The following is a 16,128-nucleotide window of genomic DNA, read 5'->3' on the forward strand; positions in this document are numbered from 1 at the left end:
CTCCGGGGGCGTTCCGTGCGTCGATCCCGACGCCCAGCGCGCCCCGTGTCCACCTGTCCCATGCGTCCATCATGACGGACGCCCCCGGTAGGCTGACGGCAGCACCGCCGGTCGGCGCCGCGCCGCCCGGACACCCCACCCTCTGTGCGAAGGAGAGTCATGGCGCACGACGTCACCATCGAGATCCCCGCGGGCTCCCGCGTGAAGTACGAGTTCGACCACGAGACCGGCCGCCTGCGCCTGGACCGTGTGCTCTTCACCTCCATGCAGTACCCCACGCACTACGGCTACTTCGAGAACACCCTCGGCGAGGACGGCGACCCGCTGGACGCCCTCGTGTACCTGCCGGGCTTCGACCTGGTGCCGGGCTGCGTCGTCGAGGCCCGCCCGATCGGCGTGTTCAACATGACCGACGACGGCGGCGGCGACGCCAAGCTGCTGTGCGTCCCGGCGGACAAGCGCTACGACCACATCACCGAGCTCGAGCACGTGGAGGAGTCGCTCAAGCAGGAGATCGAGCACTTCTTCACCCGCTACAAGGACCTGGAGCCGGGCAAGTGGGTCAAGGCCGAGGGCTGGGAGGGCCGCGCGGCGGCCGAGGCCGAGCTCGAGGCCTCCATCCAGCGCTTCAACGCCGAGGGCGAGGAGTCCCCGACCGACGAGCCCCAGGGCCGCGCGGTGGACACCGAGGAGGCGCAGCCGGCCACCGAGGAGGGCGAGGCGACGGACGAGCCCCAGGGCCGCTGATCCCCGCACCGCCCCCGCGCGCGACGCCGGCCGCTCACCCCTCGGGGTGGGCGGCCGGCGTCGTCTGCGGGCTGGCAGAATCGACGACCATGTTCGTGCTCACCATCAACCAGCGGGACACCCTCGACGCCGGCGACCGCGTGGACACGTTCCTGCGCGCCCTCCAGGACGTGCCGGGGCTGGGCGACGCCGTCGTGCTCCCGTTCCAGCGCGCCGTGGGCGACGAGCTGATCGGCGCCGTCGAGGACCCGCGCGTCGCCGTGGACGTGGCGCTGCGCGCCCTGCGGCAGCGCCGCTGGAACGTGGGGGTCGGCGTCGGGACGGTGACGCACGCGGACGGTGCGGCGGGCGTGCCCGCCTCCGGGGACCTGCACGACGCCGGCGGGCCCGGTCTCGCGGCGGCGCGGCGGGCCGTGGAGGCGGCGGCCGTGTCCACCGCGCGGATCCCGTTGGCCGTGCGCGGCCGGGACGAGGAGGCGGCCGCCGAGGCCGAGGCCGTGCTGCGACTCGTCGGGCAGCTCGTGTGGTCCCGGACCGACGCCGAGTGGGCGGTGCTGGACCTGCTGGTGCCCGGGGTGCGCGGCCAGCAGAAGCCGGCGGCCGCCGCGCTCGGGATCACGGCGCAGGCCGTCTCGCAGGCGGTGCAGCGCTCCTACTGGAACGAGGAGCACGCCTGCCGCCCCGCCGCCGCGCGCCTGCTCACGCTGGCGGGGGGCCTAGCGTCGAGGTGATCTCCCAACGCGCAACCCATGACCGCGTGTTTCAGACCCAGCGTGGCGCTTACGGCTCAGCGCCGCTCATTAGGCGATATTACTTGCTCTAAAGCATCCTCCGGTTGGATAAAGACGATTAGAGATAGTTCTCTCAATTGTCAAGTTAAATTTGAATCGGACGACGTTCATTCTAGGCGATTTGATATTGCCTTGTTGATCAGTGAGATATTTAAGTCTCTCGCCCCCTTATAGAAAATTTTAGACTGAAACGCATCAATTCCATAAGCTTCCGCTAGCTTACCAAATACCTCATCGGCAAAGGACGATGAAATAACCCCCACACCCGTCAAATCCACGATGACATACTCTGCACCGGCCCCCAAAATATTTTCAATCCTAATACGAAGTTCGCGGCCTTCGTTTCGAGATCCAATATGGACCTCAACCTCCTCAGCCGGGATCACGTAGGTGCCATCCATGTCCACCCTGGACTCGATATAGGAGCCCGATGTTACCGGCCCGCCCATCGCACGATCAATTACCACAGCACGGCTACAATCCAGGCGCCAGTCCACGACTGTCGAGTGGGCTGTGTCAGAATTCAAGAGGGGGCGATATCCATTATGGTTCAGATCTTGCTTGCCACCTTCCAATAACAATGACCCCTTGCCGGAAGTGATCTCAAGCAAGCCCCCGTTTACTTCAATCGCTCGTCGCAGTCCATGAAGACCATTTCCCTGATTCTCGCGCCCCTTACTCGTGATTCCTTGTTCCATCGCATACTCGATTGCCCTCTCAGCAAAGCACACCCGGCCAGCATCTATCAGACCACTCTCAACCCCGTCGTACATTGCCCGATGAATACCACGGCCAGAATCTGCAACTGATATGACACAGGTCCTGTTCCGTACATGCAGCTGCATCATGGCGAAGCCACAATCGCTCCTGCTGTGCTGAAAAACATTATCCAGAACTTCATATATGCACCAATTTAAGGTGTCCAGAACACCCTCTTCACAAGGAACAAGCTCCTCAATGGAACGCATAAATTGCCTGGTAACGTAGTTTGCCTCCGACTCGGAAGAATATTTCCAAACCTCGTCAGTTGGGTACTCACCGGAGTTATGGGTCGCGCGGGTAACCGGATCGAAAATGCGAACCCGTTTCTGGTTCTTGTGGAGATTGACAACCTGCACCTTGATGTCACGAGTTGTTCTAAGGTTATCGACTGCTGCGGCAAAGTAGGTGCACGCATTGGGGTACGTTGTACGCAGACGCTTAGCGTCGACAACGACTACGTCTCCATCACTCCACGTACCAGCCGCCCGAACGAACTCATCTACATCTTTTAGACTCGCCAAATGGGTCAAGTCGAAATTGTGTACCTGGGACATTACTCCCCCCGCCTCGTGTAGTGGTCGAGCTCACAATGATAGCGCACGCTTGCTATTCATGTGCTTGGGATGTCCGCCCCCGAAATAGTGGGTTAACTTAGCTGAGAGCGCTCTCGGAAATGGGGCACGGCAAGTACTACAAATCCTAGGGCATCTGACCCCGGCACACCCGGGCGTTGGCGAATGCATCCCGATAGTGCTAACGCGGTCATTATTGTTTTTGCAGCCGTCCCAACCACCCGCCGCATTGTGATAATTTCTCCGACCGGCATTTACCGCCGCGCGGCTGCTCACCTTGGCGGGGGGCTGACCCGGCGACCCGGGCCGGCCGCGCCGCTCAGGCCGCGGCCGGCTCCTCAAGGAGCGAGCGCAGCACGGTGGCGAGCCCGTGCTCGTCCACGTGGCCGGTGACCTCGTCCGCGGCGGCCACGACCTCCTCCACGGCCTGGCCCATGGCCACGCCGCGGCCGGCCCAGCGGAGCATCTCGATGTCGTTGCGGCCGTCGCCCACGGCCACCGTGTCCTCGGGGGCCACCTTCAGCACGGTGCGCAGCGCCTCGAGCCCGGAGGCCTTGGTCACGCCCGCCGCGGCGACGTCGAGCCACGCCGTCCAGCCCACGGAGTAGGTCACGCCGGACAGGCCGATGCCCTCCACCGCGCGGCCGAACTCCTCGGCGGAGGAGTCCGTGGAGAACACCACGAGGCGCACGGCCGTGGTGTCCATGAGCTCCTCGAACGTGACGCCCTCCGCGGCCACGCCGAAGGACATGTCCTGGAACCGCTCGGTGGAGCGGAAGGTGCCGTCCGGCAGCTCGAGCGCGTACTTGGCGCTGGGCAGGCGGTGGCGCAGCTGGGTCAGGACCGAGCGCGGGTCGAAGGTGCGCAGGTCCGTGACCTCGTAGCCCTCCTCCAGCTCGGGGTCCAGGCGCAGCGTGACACCGCCGTTGGAGCACACCATGAAGCCGGCGCCGATCCCCAGGGAGCGGGCCACGGGCAGGGTGGCCCCGCGGGAGCGGCCCGTCGCGATGACCACGTGATGCCCGGCGTCCAGCACGGCCCGCACGGCCGCGCGCACGGGCTCATGCAGATGGCCGTCATGGTCCACGATCGTTCCGTCCACGTCCAGGCACACGAGCTTCTTCGTCATGGCCCCCACCCAACCACACGGCCCGGACACGACGGCGACGCGCGGGTGAACGGCGGGGGCGCCGCAGGGGCGCCGCGGAGCACTCGGGCGAGGCGGCCGGCGCCGCCGGGGGACGACGTCGTCCGCTCAGACCAGCTCGAAGCGCTCCATCCCGCCGAGGTAGGGGCGCAACGCGGCGGGCACGGTGACCGAGCCGTCCGCGTTCTGGTGGTTCTCCAGGATCGCCACGATCCAGCGGGTGGTGGCCAGGGTGCCGTTGAGCGTGGCGACCATGCGGGTGCCGCCCTTGGAGCCGTCCTCCGTGCGGACCCGCTCGCGGATGTTGAGGCGGCGGGCCTGGAACGTGGTGCAGTTCGAGGTGGACGTCAGCTCGCGATAGGTGCCCTGCGTGGGGACCCATGCCTCGCAGTCGAACTTGCGGGCGGCGGAGAGGCCGAGGTCGCCGGCGGCGATGTCGATCACGCGGTACGGCACCTCGATGGCGCCCAGCATCCGCTCCTCCCACGCCAGCAGGCGCTCGTGCTCCGCCTCCGCGTCCTCCTGTGCGGCGTAGATGAACATCTCCAGCTTGTTGAACTGGTGCACGCGGATGATGCCGCGGGTGTCCTTGCCCGCCGAGCCCGCCTCACGCCGGTAGCACGTGGACCAGCCTGCGTACCGGACGGGGGCGCTCACGTCCATGATCTCGTCCGCGTGGTAGCCGGCCAGGGCCACCTCGGAGGTGCCCACGAGATACAGGTCGTCGCGCTCCAGGCGGTAGATCTCGTCGTCATGCTCAACGTCGAAGCCGGTGCCCTGCATGGTCTCCGGGCGCACCAGGGTGGGCGGGATGACCGGCACGAAGCCGTTCTCCAGGGCCAAGTCCAGGCCCAGCTGCATCAGGGCGAGCTCGAGTCGCGCGCCCACGCCCTTGAGGAAGCTGAACCGGGCGCCGGACACCTTCGCGCCGCGCTCCATGTCGATCGCCCCGAGCAGCTCGCCGAGCTCGAGGTGGTCGCGCGGCTCGAAGCCCTCGGCGGCGAAGTCGCGCGGGGTGCCGACCTCCTTGAGGACCACGAAGTCGTCCTCGCCGCCGGCCGGGACGCCGTCGACGATCAGGTTCGGGAAGGCGCGCTGCAGCTCCGCGAGGCGGGCCTCGGCGGCGCCGGCGGCCGACTCGGCCTCCTTCACGCGCGCGGCCAGGTCCTTCACCTCGGCCAGCAGGGCCTGCTTCTCCTCGCCCTTCGCCTGGGCGACGCGCTTGCCGAAGGCCTTCTGCTCCGCGCGCAGCTGCTCGAAGCCCGCGATGGACGAGCGGCGGGCCGCGTCCGCCTCGACCACGCGGTCCACGAGGGACGCGTCCTCCCCGCGCGCCTCCTGGGAGACGCGGTACTTCTCGGGCTGCTCGATGAGGTCCTTGACGTCGATCACGTGCGCCAGCCTAGCGGGCGGGGCCGACGCCTAGACTCAGGGCATGACTCCCGAGTGGTGGATGGCGCTGGCCGCCCTGGTGCTCCTGGCCGTGCTGGCCGTCGTCGTGGTGGTGCTGGCGGTGCGCCAGGTCCGCCTCGGCGTGCAGCACCAACGGACGCGTCTCCTGGTGGACGCCCTCGACGCGCGGGTGGGCGGCGTGCAGCGCCGGCTGGAGGAGGTGCCCGGCATCGGCACGGGCCGCCACGAGGTCGCGCTGGTGCTGAACCCCATCAAGACGCACGCGGACCGGGTGCGGCGCGAGCTCGAGCGGCTCGCGGCGGCGGAGGGCCTCGGCGAGGTGCTCGTGCTCGAGACGCAGGAGGACGACCCCGGCACCGCCATGGCGCGGCAGGCCCTCGACGCCGGTGCCCGGCTCGTGATCGCCGCGGGCGGCGACGGCACGGTCCGCACCGTGGCCGAGCAGCTGGCCGGCACCGACGTCGCCCTCGGCGTGGTGCCGCTGGGCACCGGGAACCTGCTGGCCCGCAACCTGGACCTGCCGATCAACGACGTCGAGCAGTGCCTGCGGATCGCCGTGGGGGGCCGGCAGCGGCGCATCGACACCGTGGACGTCCGCTTCACGCACGAGGACGGGCGCGTCACCCGGCAGACCTTCACCGTGATCGGTGGCGCCGGCTACGACGCGGACATCATGGGCGACACCAAGGATGAGCTGAAGGATCTGGCCGGCTGGCTGGCCTACGGCGAGGCCGGCATACGGCACCTGCGCGGCAAGCGGCACGAGGTGACCGTGGCCCTCGACGGCGGTCAGCCCCGCCGGTTCAAGGTGCGCACCGTGATGGTGGCCAACTGCGGGATGCTCACGGGCGGCATCGAGCTGCTGCCCCAGGCCAAGCTCGACGACGGCCTCCTCGACGTCATGGTCCTCTCGCCCCGGCACGCGCTCGACTGGGCGCGGATCGCCGTGAAGACCGTGACCCGGCACCGCAGCTCCGTCCCCGCGATGCACACGGAGCAGGCCCAGCGCGTGAAGGTCGAGTTCGCCGAGCCGATGCCCTCCCAGCTCGACGGCGACGCCACCGGGGTCATCACCGCCCTCGACGCCCGTGTGCAGCCGGACTCGCTCGTCGTGATGCTCGTGGCCGAGGACGACGCCTCCGTGCGCGACGACGGGGTCTCCGCCGCCGCCCCCGTCCCGGAACCGGCCCCGCACATCTGACCCCCCCGTCCCCGCTTTCGTTCGGGAAACGGCGGCTTCCCCAGCGCTTTCGTTCGGGAAACGGGCGCCGGGGCGACGCGCGGACGGGAAGCGCGACGACGGCCCGTCGTCGCGGTGATCGTCCCGTTTCGGCAACGAAAGTCTCTCGAGGCCGCCGTTTCCCGAACGAAAGTGACCCTGGGGCCGCCGTTTCCCGAACGAAAGTGGCCCGGGGGCCGCCGTTTCCCGAACGAAAGTGCGGCACCGCCTCAGCGGGAGCGGAGGGACTCCACCCAGGCGCGGCCGGAGCGGTACGCGGCGTCGGTGAACTCGGCCGGCACCCTCGTGGGCACGGGCTCGGCCTGGGCGTAGGAGCCCAGGAACCGCAGGTCGGGGTACTCCCGGTACAGGGCCGCGAGCGCATCACCCACGCGGGCCTCCGCCAGGTGCCCCTCGAGGTCGAGGGAGAAGAAGTACCGCCCGATGCCCTCGCCGGTCGGCCGGGACTCGATGCGGGAGAGGTTCACCCCGCGCGTGGTGAACTCGGCCAGGATCTGCCCGAGGGCGCCGGGCCGGTCCTCCGGCAGCGGCACCACGAGCGTGGTCTTGTCCGCCCCCGTGGGCGCGGGCAGGGCCGTCGGCCGGGAGAGCAGCACGAAGCGCGTCACGGCGCCCGGCACGTCCTCGATCCGCTCGGCGAGCACCGGCAGCCCGGTCTGCTCGGCCACGAGCGGGGCGCACACGGCGGCGTCGAAGTCGCCCTGGGCCACGAGGCCGGCCCCGGCCGCCGTCGACGGGGCGGGCGTGAACTCCACGCCCGGCAGCGCCGTCTCGGCCCAGCCGCGCACCTGCGCCCAGGCGTGGGGGTGCGTGGTCACGCGCCGCACGTCCTCGATCGCGACGCCGGGCCGGCCCACGAGCACGAAGCTGATGGGCACGTGCACCTCCGCGAGGATCTGCAGCGTCTCCCCGAGGGCGATCTCGTCCACGGTGGCGGAGACGCCGCCCTCCACCGAGTTCTCGATGGGCACGACGGCGCGGTCCACCTCCCCCCTTCGCAGCGCCGCCACGGCGCTCAGCACGGAGCCCGCAGACACGAACTCGGCCTCGGCCGGGTCCGCCACCTTGCGCAGGGCGGCCTCGGTGAAGGTGCCGGCCGGGCCGAGGAAGGCGTAGCGCAGGCGCGACGGCGTCGCGTCAGCGGAGTCCGTCCCCGTCACTTGACGGTGGGCTCGGCGTCGCCGTCGGCCTCCATCGGCTTGCCGGCCTCGAGCCACGCGCCGGAGCCGCCGGCCACGTTGATGGCCGAGTAGCCGCGGCCGGTCATGAACTCGGCGGCGCGGGCGGAGCGGCCGCCGGTGCGGCAGATCAGGTAGTAGTCCGTGTCCGGGTCCAGCTCCTCGAGCCGGTCCGGCAGCTGGCCCAGCGGGATGTGCTGGGCGCCGGCGGCGCGGCCCAGGGCCCACTCGTCGTCCTCGCGGACGTCCAGGATGGCCGCATCGGCGGGGATCTCGTTCACATCGACGGTCTCGAAGGCGCTCATGGCTTCAGCGTAGCCACCCGCCCGGACGTCCCAGGAAGGCCCCGCCGTCCATGACCCGGCCCACGCCCGTTAGGCTCGGCCGCATGCAGACCTCCGACGCCGCACCCGCCGCCGACGACGACCGCACCCCCTCCGCCCCCGGCCCGGCCCGGCTCCTGGACCGCTCGGCCGTGCGCCTGCGGGAGGACCTCGCCGCCGGGGCGCTGAGCGCCCGGGAGGTCACGGAGGCGGCCCTCGCCGCGGCCCAGGCCCACGCGGACCTCGGCGCGTTCGCCCTCCTCGACGCCGAGGGCGCCCGGACCCGTGCGGCCGAGCTGGACGCGGCCCACCCGCGCGTCGCACCCCGGGCCGTGCCCGGTCCGCGCACCTCCCCCGCCCCGGACGACGACGGCGCCCCCGCCTCCCTGCACGGCCTTCCGCTGGCGTACAAGGACCTGATCGACGTGCGCGGGATGCCCACGCGGTTCGGCTCCGCCCTGCTGGCCGATGCGCCGCCGGCCGCGCAGGACAACCCGCTCGCGCTCCGCCTGCGCGCGGCCGGCACGGTCACCCTCGGCAAGACGACCGTGCCCGAGTTCGGCCTGGACTCCTACTCGGAGAACCTCGTCACGGCGCCGGCCCGCAACCCCCTGGACCCCGCCCGCACCGCGGGTGGCTCCTCGGGCGGGGCCGCGGCCGCCGTCGCCGCGGGGATCCTGCCGTTCGCCCCGGGCTCGGACGGGGGCGGGTCCATCCGCATCCCCGCCGCCGCGTGCGGGCTCGTGGGCCTCAAGCCCGGCCGCGGGGAGCTGCCGATGGACGAGCACGCGGACACGGTCCGCAACCTCACGGTGTCGGGCCCGCTGGCCCACACGGTCGAGGACGCCGCCCTGCTCTACGACGTGCTGCTCTCCCCCGAGGGCCTGCCCGGCCGCGTGCTGCCGGACCTGCGCCGCACCGTGGAGACCGCGCGGGCCGGGGGCGCCGTCGACGTCCGCTGGATCGGCGTCACCACGGCCTCGCCCTTCACCTCCGACCTCGAGATCTCCCTGGCCCGGCCCGCCCTCACCGCCCTGACGAAGGCCGCCGCCGCCCTGGACGCGGGCGGCCACGCGGTCGAGGACCTCTCCCCCTACTACGGCGAGGACTACCACCGGGACTTCCGCACGGTGTGGACCGCAGGACTGCTCCGGGCGCCGCTGCCGGAGGACGCCGAGGCCCACGTGGGCGCGGTGGCCGCGCACTTCCTGCGCACGGCCCGGGCCGCAGGGCGCGCCGAGCTCGACGACGCCGCCCACCGGCTCGAGGAGTGGGCGCGCGGGGTGCGGGCGCAGTTCGCCGCCGTCGACGTGGTGATGACCCCGGTGCTGGCCACCGCGCCCCCGCCGGTCGGCCACTTCCTGGCGATGGAGCCCGAGGCCAACTACGAGGCGCAGTGCGCGTTCACGCCCTACACCTCGATGGTCAACGTGCTCGGCCTGCCCGCGGTCGCGGTGCCCGTGCTCCGGGACGAGCGGGGCCTGAACTGGTCCGTCCAGCTCATCGGCCGACCCGGCACGTCCGCGCCCCTGCTCGCCCTGGCCGCGCACCTCGAACTGCTGCTGGCCGGCTGAGCCGGCCGGTCAGGTCGAGGTGTAGTCGCCCAGGGAGATGCCGGCGATCACCAGGATCACGAGGAACACGACGGCGAGCAGCAGCAGGGCGAGGGACACGTAGTTCATCACGAGGCCGGCGATCGCCATGCCGCGGCCGTGGGGCTCGCGCTTGAGGCCCAGATGGCCGAGGACCACGCCCACGATCGGCGGGAGGAGGAACGTGAACCCGCCCACCACGGAGATGATGCCGAGGATCATGGACGCCACCGAGCGGCCGACGCCCTCGGTCTGGCCGGGCTGCAGCGGGGCTCCGAAGCCGTAGCCGGGCGTGCCCTGCCCGTAGCCGTAGGCGGGGACGGTGTTCGCGTCCTGGCCGTAGCCGTACGGCTGCCCGTAGGCGGGGCGGGTCTGCCCCTCCTGCTCGGCGTACGAGGGGGCCCGGTCCCAGGCGGCGCGGTCGGCGTCGCCGGCCGGGGCGTCGGGCCAGCCGGCGGCGGAGGAGCCGGTGCCGGAGGAGCCCGCACCGGCCTCGGACCCGTACCAGCTCGGCCGGGCGGCCTCGCGGCGCGGGTCGTGGGAGGAGTGGGGGTCGGTCATGACGGTCCTTCCGGTTCGGGGCGTCGCGGCCCGGTGCCGAGTCTAGGCGGTGCCCCCGGACCCGGCCCGGACCCGCACCCCCTGTTCCACGGCCGGCCTCGCCCGGGCCGGCCCACCGCCTTGAGGTGCCCGGAGAACCCGCCGGGGGTCCGCCCCTCCAGGCGGGACGAGGTGAGCACGCGGGTGGTGTCGGTGGCGATCACGCGCACCCGGCGGCCGTCACCGCCGTCGCGCTCCCCCGCCAGGGCCCGCACCGCCGCGGCCAGGCCGACGTCCTCGTGCTCGGCCACCGGCGGGAACCCGCCCACGGCCTCGTACAGCGACCACGGCAGCCCCAGGTTCGCCCCGTGCACGTGCGCGTGCCCCTCCTCGTGCCGGTAGCCGCGGAGCCAGGCCTGCCGCAGCGGCCCCTGGCGCACGTCCACCGTGCCCAGCACGAGCGCCTCGTCGCGGCCGGCGGCCACGGTCTGCGCCAGCAGCCAGTCGGCGGGGACGCGGCTGTCCGCGTCGGTGGAGGCGAGCCAGAGGCGCTCGGCGGGCACGTCGGGGAACAGCGCGCGGGCCCGGCGCGCACCCTCCGCGCGGGCCCGCCCGACGCCGGCCTGCCCGGCGGTCGGCTCCCCCAGTTCGAGGACGTGGATGCGCGGGTCGGCGGCGCGGGCCTCGAGGGCGGCGGCCACCGTGGCGTCGTCGCAGCGGTCCGCGGCGACCACGACCGCGGCCGTGCCCTGCGCGTGGTGCTCCTCCCAGCGGTCCAGGGCGGCGGTGAGGGCCGCGAGCGCGGCCGGCAGCCGCTCCTGCTCGTCCTTGGCGGGCACCACGACGACGGCGTGGGTCGCGGCGGCGGCCCGCACGTGGAGGCTGAGCCGGAAGTCGTCCTCCACGAGCTCGGTGCGCAGCCGCCAGCGCGGGTCGGCGGCGACGCGCGCGTGCACGGCGTCCCCGTCCAGCGGCCAGCCCTCGATGGGGTGGCGCCAGTGGCACAGCAGCAGCTCGCCGCCGGGGGCGAGCGCGGCGTCGGCGTCGTCGATCAGCGCGTCGAGCTCCTCGGGCTGCAGGAAGTAGCCGATCTCGGAGGCGATCACGAGGTCCGCGCCGGCGACGTCGGCCGGCCAGTCCGCGGGCAGCACGGCTCGGCGCACCTCGGCGTGCGGCGCGCCGGCCAGCCGGGCGGCGGCGCGCTCGACGGCGGTGGAGGACGCCTCGAGGCCGACCACGCGGTCCGCGCGCGCGGCCACGTCCGCGGTGAGCACGCCGATGGACGCGCCCGCCTCGACCACGGTCCCGTAGCGGGGCCGGGGCAGGGCGGCGAGGGTGAGCGCCCGCTTGCGGGCCTCGTAGGACGAGCTGAGGTAGCGCCACGGGTCCTCCTGGGCCCGGTAGAGCCGATCGAAGACGGCGGCGGCCCGGTGGGCGTCGGCGTCGTCGGGGCCGGAGACGCGGTGGGCCTCGAACGGGCGCTCGTGGTGGGCGAGCACGGCGGGGCCCAGGATCGCCTCGTCGCCGGGCGCGGCGGAGAGGGGCCGGACCTGGGAGGCGTGCGCGTCGAGGGCGGCACGGCGGGCGGCACGGTCGTCGTCGGTGAGCGGCAGCCGTCGGTAGCGGCGGGCGGGCAGGTCGGCCGGGTCGGCCCAGTGCCAGAACCAGATGGGGAAGGCGTAGAGCGGCAGGTCGCACTCGCCCGCGACCGCGCCGACGGCCCGGCCCACGGCCTCGTGGTCCGCGTGGCCGTCGCCCGGGTCGTGGGAGGCGAGCACGGCGGGGCCGGGGTGGGCGTCGAGGGCCGCGGCGACGGCGTCGCGCACGGCGTCCTCGTGCTCGGCCACGCCGGAGTCGGGCAGGGCCAGGGACGCCCACGTCAGCCGGTCCCGCGCCGGGGCGCCGGGGCCCGCGGAGGCGGGCAGGCCGGCGGCGAGGGCGTCGAGGGCGTGCTCCATCTCGTCCCGGCGCAGCCGGACCAGGTCCGCGGGCGTGTGCGTGAGCGAGTGCGGGTGGGAGGCCTCGCCGGCGGTGGCGACCAGCACGTGCACGCGTGCCCCGCCGCGCAGGGCGGAGCGGATCAGGCCGGTGGCGGCGAGGGTCTCGTCGTCCGGGTGCGCCACGGCCACGAGCAGCAGCGTCTGCGCGTCCCAGACGGGCAGGCGCAGCTCCGGCAGCTCGCCGACGCCGCCCTCGGCCCAGGCCGCCTCGGACGTGCCGTCGTCGGTGTGGGAGAAGCTCACCACGTCCAGCCGCCGTCGGTCTCGCCGGTCAGGAGCGCGGCGCCCAGCCGGGCGTCGTCGCGGTGTCCGTGGTGCTGGCGCAGGTAGACCTGCAGGTCGGCGACGGCGCGGGCGTGCGCGGCGCTGCCGGTGAGCGGGCCGGGGCCGGTGGCCTGCCCGACGACGTCCATCACCTCGGTGCACAGCTGCGCCACGGTGCCGCGGATCCGGTCGGCCTCGACCATGCCGCGGCCGTGGTCCAAGCGGCCGGCGTCCACGTCGTCGGCGGCACGGGCGAGCAGGGCGGCCATCGCATGGAGCAGCCGGTCGACGCGGCCGAGCGCCGCCTGGCCGATCTGGTCCGGGCCCGGTCCGCGGCCCTCGGCCTCGGCGGCCGCGCGGGCGGCGGTGGCGTTCCGCAGGGTGCGGGCGATGCCGACGGCGCCGCCGAACCACACCGCCGCCACGCCGATGCCGCCCCATGCGAAGCCGGGCCGGCGCAGGTACCACTCGGCGCCGCCGACGGCGCTGCCGGGGACGGCGTCGAAGGCCAGGCCCACCGTGCGGATCGGGGCGAGGCCGAGCGCGGGCCAGGCCGAGTCGGTCTCGGCGACGCCGGGGTGGGACAGGTCCACGAGCACGGCGCGGCGGGTGCCGTCCGCCTCCCGGCCGGTCACGACGGCGGCCGCGCACCGGTCCGCGAGCGAGCACCACGGCTTCTCGCCGTCGAGCAGCCAGGCGGTGTCGGGGCCGTCCGGGACGGGGCGCAGGGCGGGGGTGCGGCCGCCGGACTCGGAGGCGTAGACGCCGAGCAGCCCGGCCGGGGCGGGGACGCCGGCCTGGGACAGGATCGAGAGCGCGTCCAGATGGGGCTCGAGCACGCGGGCGGCCGAGAGGTCCTGCGCGGCGACGGAGGCGAGCAGCTCCCACTGCTCCCGGGTGCGCCCCGCGCCGGTCAGCGGCAGGTCGAGCGGGGCGGCGTCGTCGCCGGACACGGCGCCGGACGCCGCACGGAGCAGCTCGACCATCGCGTCGACGTCCCCGTCGCAGGCCGCGGCGGCCGCGAGGAGGGCCTGCTCGGCCGGGCGGTCCACGGCTCCACCCGGGACGAGACGGACGGGCTCGGGCTGGGCCATGGGTGGGGACCTCCTCGTCGACGGCGCCCGGGCCGGTGCGCCCCGGGGTCGAGGATTCACCGTAGTCAGCACGGGCACGGCGGGGAATGGCCGGTGCGCCGGGGGCGAAGCGGCCCGCTCTTTCTTGACATGTTCCAGAGAACCGGATGGGATCGACTGGCATGGAGACCACGACGCGGGACGAGGACGAGCGCACGCTGCTGCGCGGCGTCGGCCTGCGCGTGACCCGGCCCCGCCTGGCGGTGCTGACCGCCCTCGCCGACCACCCCCACGCGGACGCGTCCACCGTGCTGGCCGCCGTGCGTCGGGCCCTGCCCGGCACCTCGCACCAGGCCGTCTACGACTGCCTCCACGCGCTCACCGAGGCCGGGCTCGTGCGCTCCCTGCAGCCCGCCGGCTCCCCGGCCCGCTACGAGATCTGCACGGGCGACAACCACCACCACCTCGTGTGCCGCGGCTGCGGCACGGTCGTGGACGTGCCGTGCCGCACCGGCTCCGCCCCGTGCCTCGACGCCCCCGAGGGCCACGGCTTCGCGGTCGACGAGGCCGAGGTCTACTACTGGGGGCTGTGCGCCGGCTGCCGGGAGTGACCGCCGGCGTCGCCCCGGTGGGCCGCGCGTCTTCCCCCGTCCGCCCGCCCGTGCCAAGGTGTGGCACATGACCGAGAACACCGCCGCCCTGCCCGCCGCCGAGCGTCCCGGCACCCCCGCCCTGCCGCAGGACCTGATCGACGTCGACGCCCTCCTGGAGGCGTACCACACCGGTCACCCGGACGTGACGGACCCGGCGCAGAAGGTCGTGTTCGGCACCTCCGGCCACCGCGGCTCCGCGTTCACGACCTCGTTCAACGACGACCACATCGCCGCCATCACGCAGGCCGTGGTCGAGTACCGCGCGCACCACGGGATCACGGGGCCGGTCCTCGTCGGCAAGGACACGCACGCCCTGTCCGGGCCCGCGCAGGACACCGCCGTCGAGGTGCTGCTGGGCAACGACGTCGAGGTGCTCGTCGACTCCCGCGGCGGCTACACGCCCACCCCCGCCGTCTCCCACGCGATCCTGCACCTGAACGCCGGGCGCGAGCTGTCGCCGTCGGGCTTCGCGGTGGACGGGGACAACGCCGGCCTCGTGGACGGCCTCGTGATCACCCCCTCGCACAACCCGCCCGCGGACGGCGGCTTCAAGTACAACCCACCCCACGGCGGCCCCGCGGACACCGAGGCGACCACGTGGATCGCCGACCGCGCCAACGAGCTGCTCGCCGCCGGGCTGGCGGGCGTGCACCGGGTGGCGAGCGCCGACGTCGCCGGCCACGCGAAGCTGGGCGGCTTCGACTTCCTGGACCGGTACGTGTCCGATCTGCCGCAGGTGATCGACGTGGAGGCGATCCGCGAGGCGGGCGTGCGCATCGGCGCCGACCCCATGGGCGGGGCGTCCGTGGCGTACTGGGGCGAGATCGCCGACCGCCACGGGCTGGATCTGACCGTGGTGAACCCGGAGGTGGACCCGCGGTTCGGGTTCATGACCCTGGACTGGGACGGCAAGATCCGCATGGACTGCTCGTCGCCGAACGCGATGGCCTCGCTGATCGAGCGGATGACCCCGGACGCGGACGGGCAGGCGCCCTTCGACGTCGCCACCGGCAACGACGCCGACGCGGACCGGCACGGGATCGTCACCCCCGACGGCGGGCTGATGAACCCGAACCACTACCTCGCCGTGGCCATCGACTACCTGTACCGCCACCGCCAGCAGTGGCCCCAGAGCGCGGGCGTGGGCAAGACCCTGGTGAGCTCCTCGATGATCGACCGCGTGGCCGGGGACCTGGGCCGCGAGCTCGTGGAGGTGCCGGTGGGCTTCAAGTGGTTCGTGCCGGGCCTGCTGACGGGCACCGGCGTGTTCGGCGGCGAGGAGTCCGCGGGCGCGTCCTTCGTGCAGTTCGACGGCAGCCCGTGGTCCACCGACAAGGACGGGCTGCTGCTGTGCCTGCTGGCCGCGGAGATCATCGCCGCGACGGGCCAGTCCCCGTCCGAGCGGTACCGCGACCTCGTCGCCCTGCACGGCGACCCGGCGTACGCGCGCATCGACGCCCCCGCGACCGCCGAGCAGAAGGCGAAGCTGAAGACCCTCTCCCCCGACGACGTCCCCGTGACCGAGCTGGCCGGCGAGACCATCCTCGCGACGCTGACCAACGCCCCGGGCAACGACGCCCCGATCGGCGGGCTCAAGGTGGTCACGCAGCACGCGTGGTTCGCGGCGCGGCCCTCCGGCACCGAGGACGTCTACAAGATCTACGCGGAGTCCTTCCGCGGCCCCGAGCACCTGACGCAGGTGCAGGCGGAGGCGCAGCGGCTGGTGGACGCGGTCATCGGCTGACCCCCGCCCCATCTCCCCTCCCCCCGTCCGCTTTCGTTCGGGAAACGGCGGCGTGTCGCACCGCTTTCGTTCGGGAAATGGCGGGGCGC

The 16,128-nt window shown here is 73.1% G+C and carries 14 protein-coding genes; 6 read left to right on the forward strand and 8 right to left on the reverse strand.

The window, feature by feature from the left end; genetic code table 11:
• The first annotated feature begins 159 nt into the window (after nucleotides 1-159).
• On the forward strand, nucleotides 160-747 hold the full coding sequence (locus SOY78_RS00590; protein WP_069941985.1) for an inorganic diphosphatase: 588 nt from the start codon (nucleotides 160-162) through the stop codon (nucleotides 745-747).
• An 89-nt stretch (nucleotides 748-836) separates the two neighbouring features.
• Nucleotides 837-1,478, forward strand: a complete 642-nt coding sequence (locus tag SOY78_RS00595; RefSeq protein ID WP_063189153.1) for a hypothetical protein — start codon at nucleotides 837-839, stop codon at nucleotides 1,476-1,478.
• A 167-nt stretch (nucleotides 1,479-1,645) separates the two neighbouring features.
• Here the strand turns inward: SOY78_RS00595 and SOY78_RS00600 are convergent, their stop codons facing one another.
• The 3 genes from SOY78_RS00600 to serS form a co-directional block, all read right to left on the reverse strand.
• The gene (locus SOY78_RS00600; protein WP_324701643.1) at nucleotides 1,646-2,830 is read right to left on the reverse strand and encodes an STAS-like domain-containing protein; all 1,185 of its coding nucleotides are present in this window, start codon (nucleotides 2,828-2,830) and stop codon (nucleotides 1,646-1,648) included.
• 361 nt (nucleotides 2,831-3,191) lie between these two features.
• Nucleotides 3,192-4,001, reverse strand: coding sequence for an HAD family hydrolase (locus SOY78_RS00605; protein ID WP_063189155.1), 810 nt, complete (start codon nucleotides 3,999-4,001; stop codon nucleotides 3,192-3,194).
• A gap of 126 nt (nucleotides 4,002-4,127) precedes the next feature.
• Nucleotides 4,128-5,411 (reverse strand): serine--tRNA ligase, encoded by a 1,284-nt coding sequence (gene serS, locus SOY78_RS00610; RefSeq protein ID WP_036380800.1) that lies wholly within the window; start codon nucleotides 5,409-5,411, stop codon nucleotides 4,128-4,130.
• Nucleotides 5,412-5,454: 43 nt separating this feature from the next.
• Between serS and SOY78_RS00615 the strand changes: the two genes are divergently transcribed.
• A complete protein-coding gene (locus SOY78_RS00615) occupies nucleotides 5,455-6,633 on the forward strand; it encodes a diacylglycerol/lipid kinase family protein (RefSeq protein WP_324701644.1) in 1,179 nt (392 codons plus the stop codon).
• A gap of 248 nt (nucleotides 6,634-6,881) precedes the next feature.
• On the opposite strand, the gene pheA is transcribed toward SOY78_RS00615, so the two are convergent.
• Together pheA and SOY78_RS00625 are read right to left on the reverse strand one after the other, a co-directional pair.
• Nucleotides 6,882-7,832, reverse strand: coding sequence for a prephenate dehydratase (gene pheA, locus SOY78_RS00620; protein WP_020625278.1), 951 nt, complete (start codon nucleotides 7,830-7,832; stop codon nucleotides 6,882-6,884).
• Entirely contained in the window at nucleotides 7,829-8,155 is a 327-nt protein-coding gene (locus SOY78_RS00625) for a rhodanese-like domain-containing protein (RefSeq protein WP_010079684.1), read from the reverse strand. The genes pheA and SOY78_RS00625 overlap by 4 nt, the downstream gene beginning before the upstream one ends.
• Before the next feature lie 83 nt (nucleotides 8,156-8,238).
• On the opposite strand from SOY78_RS00625, the gene SOY78_RS00630 reads away from it, so the two are divergent.
• Nucleotides 8,239-9,747 (forward strand): amidase, encoded by a 1,509-nt coding sequence (locus SOY78_RS00630; protein WP_324701645.1) that lies wholly within the window; start codon nucleotides 8,239-8,241, stop codon nucleotides 9,745-9,747.
• 9 nt (nucleotides 9,748-9,756) lie between these two features.
• Here SOY78_RS00630 and SOY78_RS00635 read toward each other — a convergent pair whose 3' ends face one another.
• Genes SOY78_RS00635 through SOY78_RS00645 form a run of 3 tightly spaced genes read right to left on the reverse strand, consistent with a single transcriptional unit; the run spans nucleotide 9,757 to nucleotide 13,663 of the window.
• Nucleotides 9,757-10,326: a DUF4190 domain-containing protein gene (locus SOY78_RS00635; RefSeq protein WP_036380784.1), complete on the reverse strand. Its 570-nt coding sequence runs from the start codon at nucleotides 10,324-10,326 to the stop codon at nucleotides 9,757-9,759.
• Nucleotides 10,323-12,548, reverse strand: a complete 2,226-nt coding sequence (locus tag SOY78_RS00640) for a PIG-L family deacetylase (protein ID WP_324701646.1) — start codon at nucleotides 12,546-12,548, stop codon at nucleotides 10,323-10,325. The genes SOY78_RS00635 and SOY78_RS00640 overlap by 4 nt, the downstream gene beginning before the upstream one ends.
• Entirely contained in the window at nucleotides 12,545-13,663 is a 1,119-nt protein-coding gene (locus tag SOY78_RS00645; RefSeq protein ID WP_036380781.1) for an acyl-CoA hydrolase, read from the reverse strand. The genes SOY78_RS00640 and SOY78_RS00645 overlap by 4 nt, the downstream gene beginning before the upstream one ends.
• Before the next feature lie 161 nt (nucleotides 13,664-13,824).
• On the opposite strand from SOY78_RS00645, the gene SOY78_RS00650 reads away from it, so the two are divergent.
• The gene (locus SOY78_RS00650; RefSeq protein ID WP_036380778.1) at nucleotides 13,825-14,253 is read left to right on the forward strand and encodes a Fur family transcriptional regulator; all 429 of its coding nucleotides are present in this window, start codon (nucleotides 13,825-13,827) and stop codon (nucleotides 14,251-14,253) included.
• A gap of 67 nt (nucleotides 14,254-14,320) precedes the next feature.
• On the forward strand, nucleotides 14,321-16,039 hold the full coding sequence (gene pgm, locus SOY78_RS00655) for a phosphoglucomutase (alpha-D-glucose-1,6-bisphosphate-dependent) (protein ID WP_036380774.1): 1,719 nt from the start codon (nucleotides 14,321-14,323) through the stop codon (nucleotides 16,037-16,039).
• Nucleotides 16,040-16,128 lie beyond the last annotated feature (89 nt).

This window comes from Micrococcus sp. HOU01 (genome assembly GCF_035609305.1).
GTDB classification, from domain to species: domain Bacteria; phylum Actinomycetota; class Actinomycetes; order Actinomycetales; family Micrococcaceae; genus Micrococcus; species Micrococcus luteus.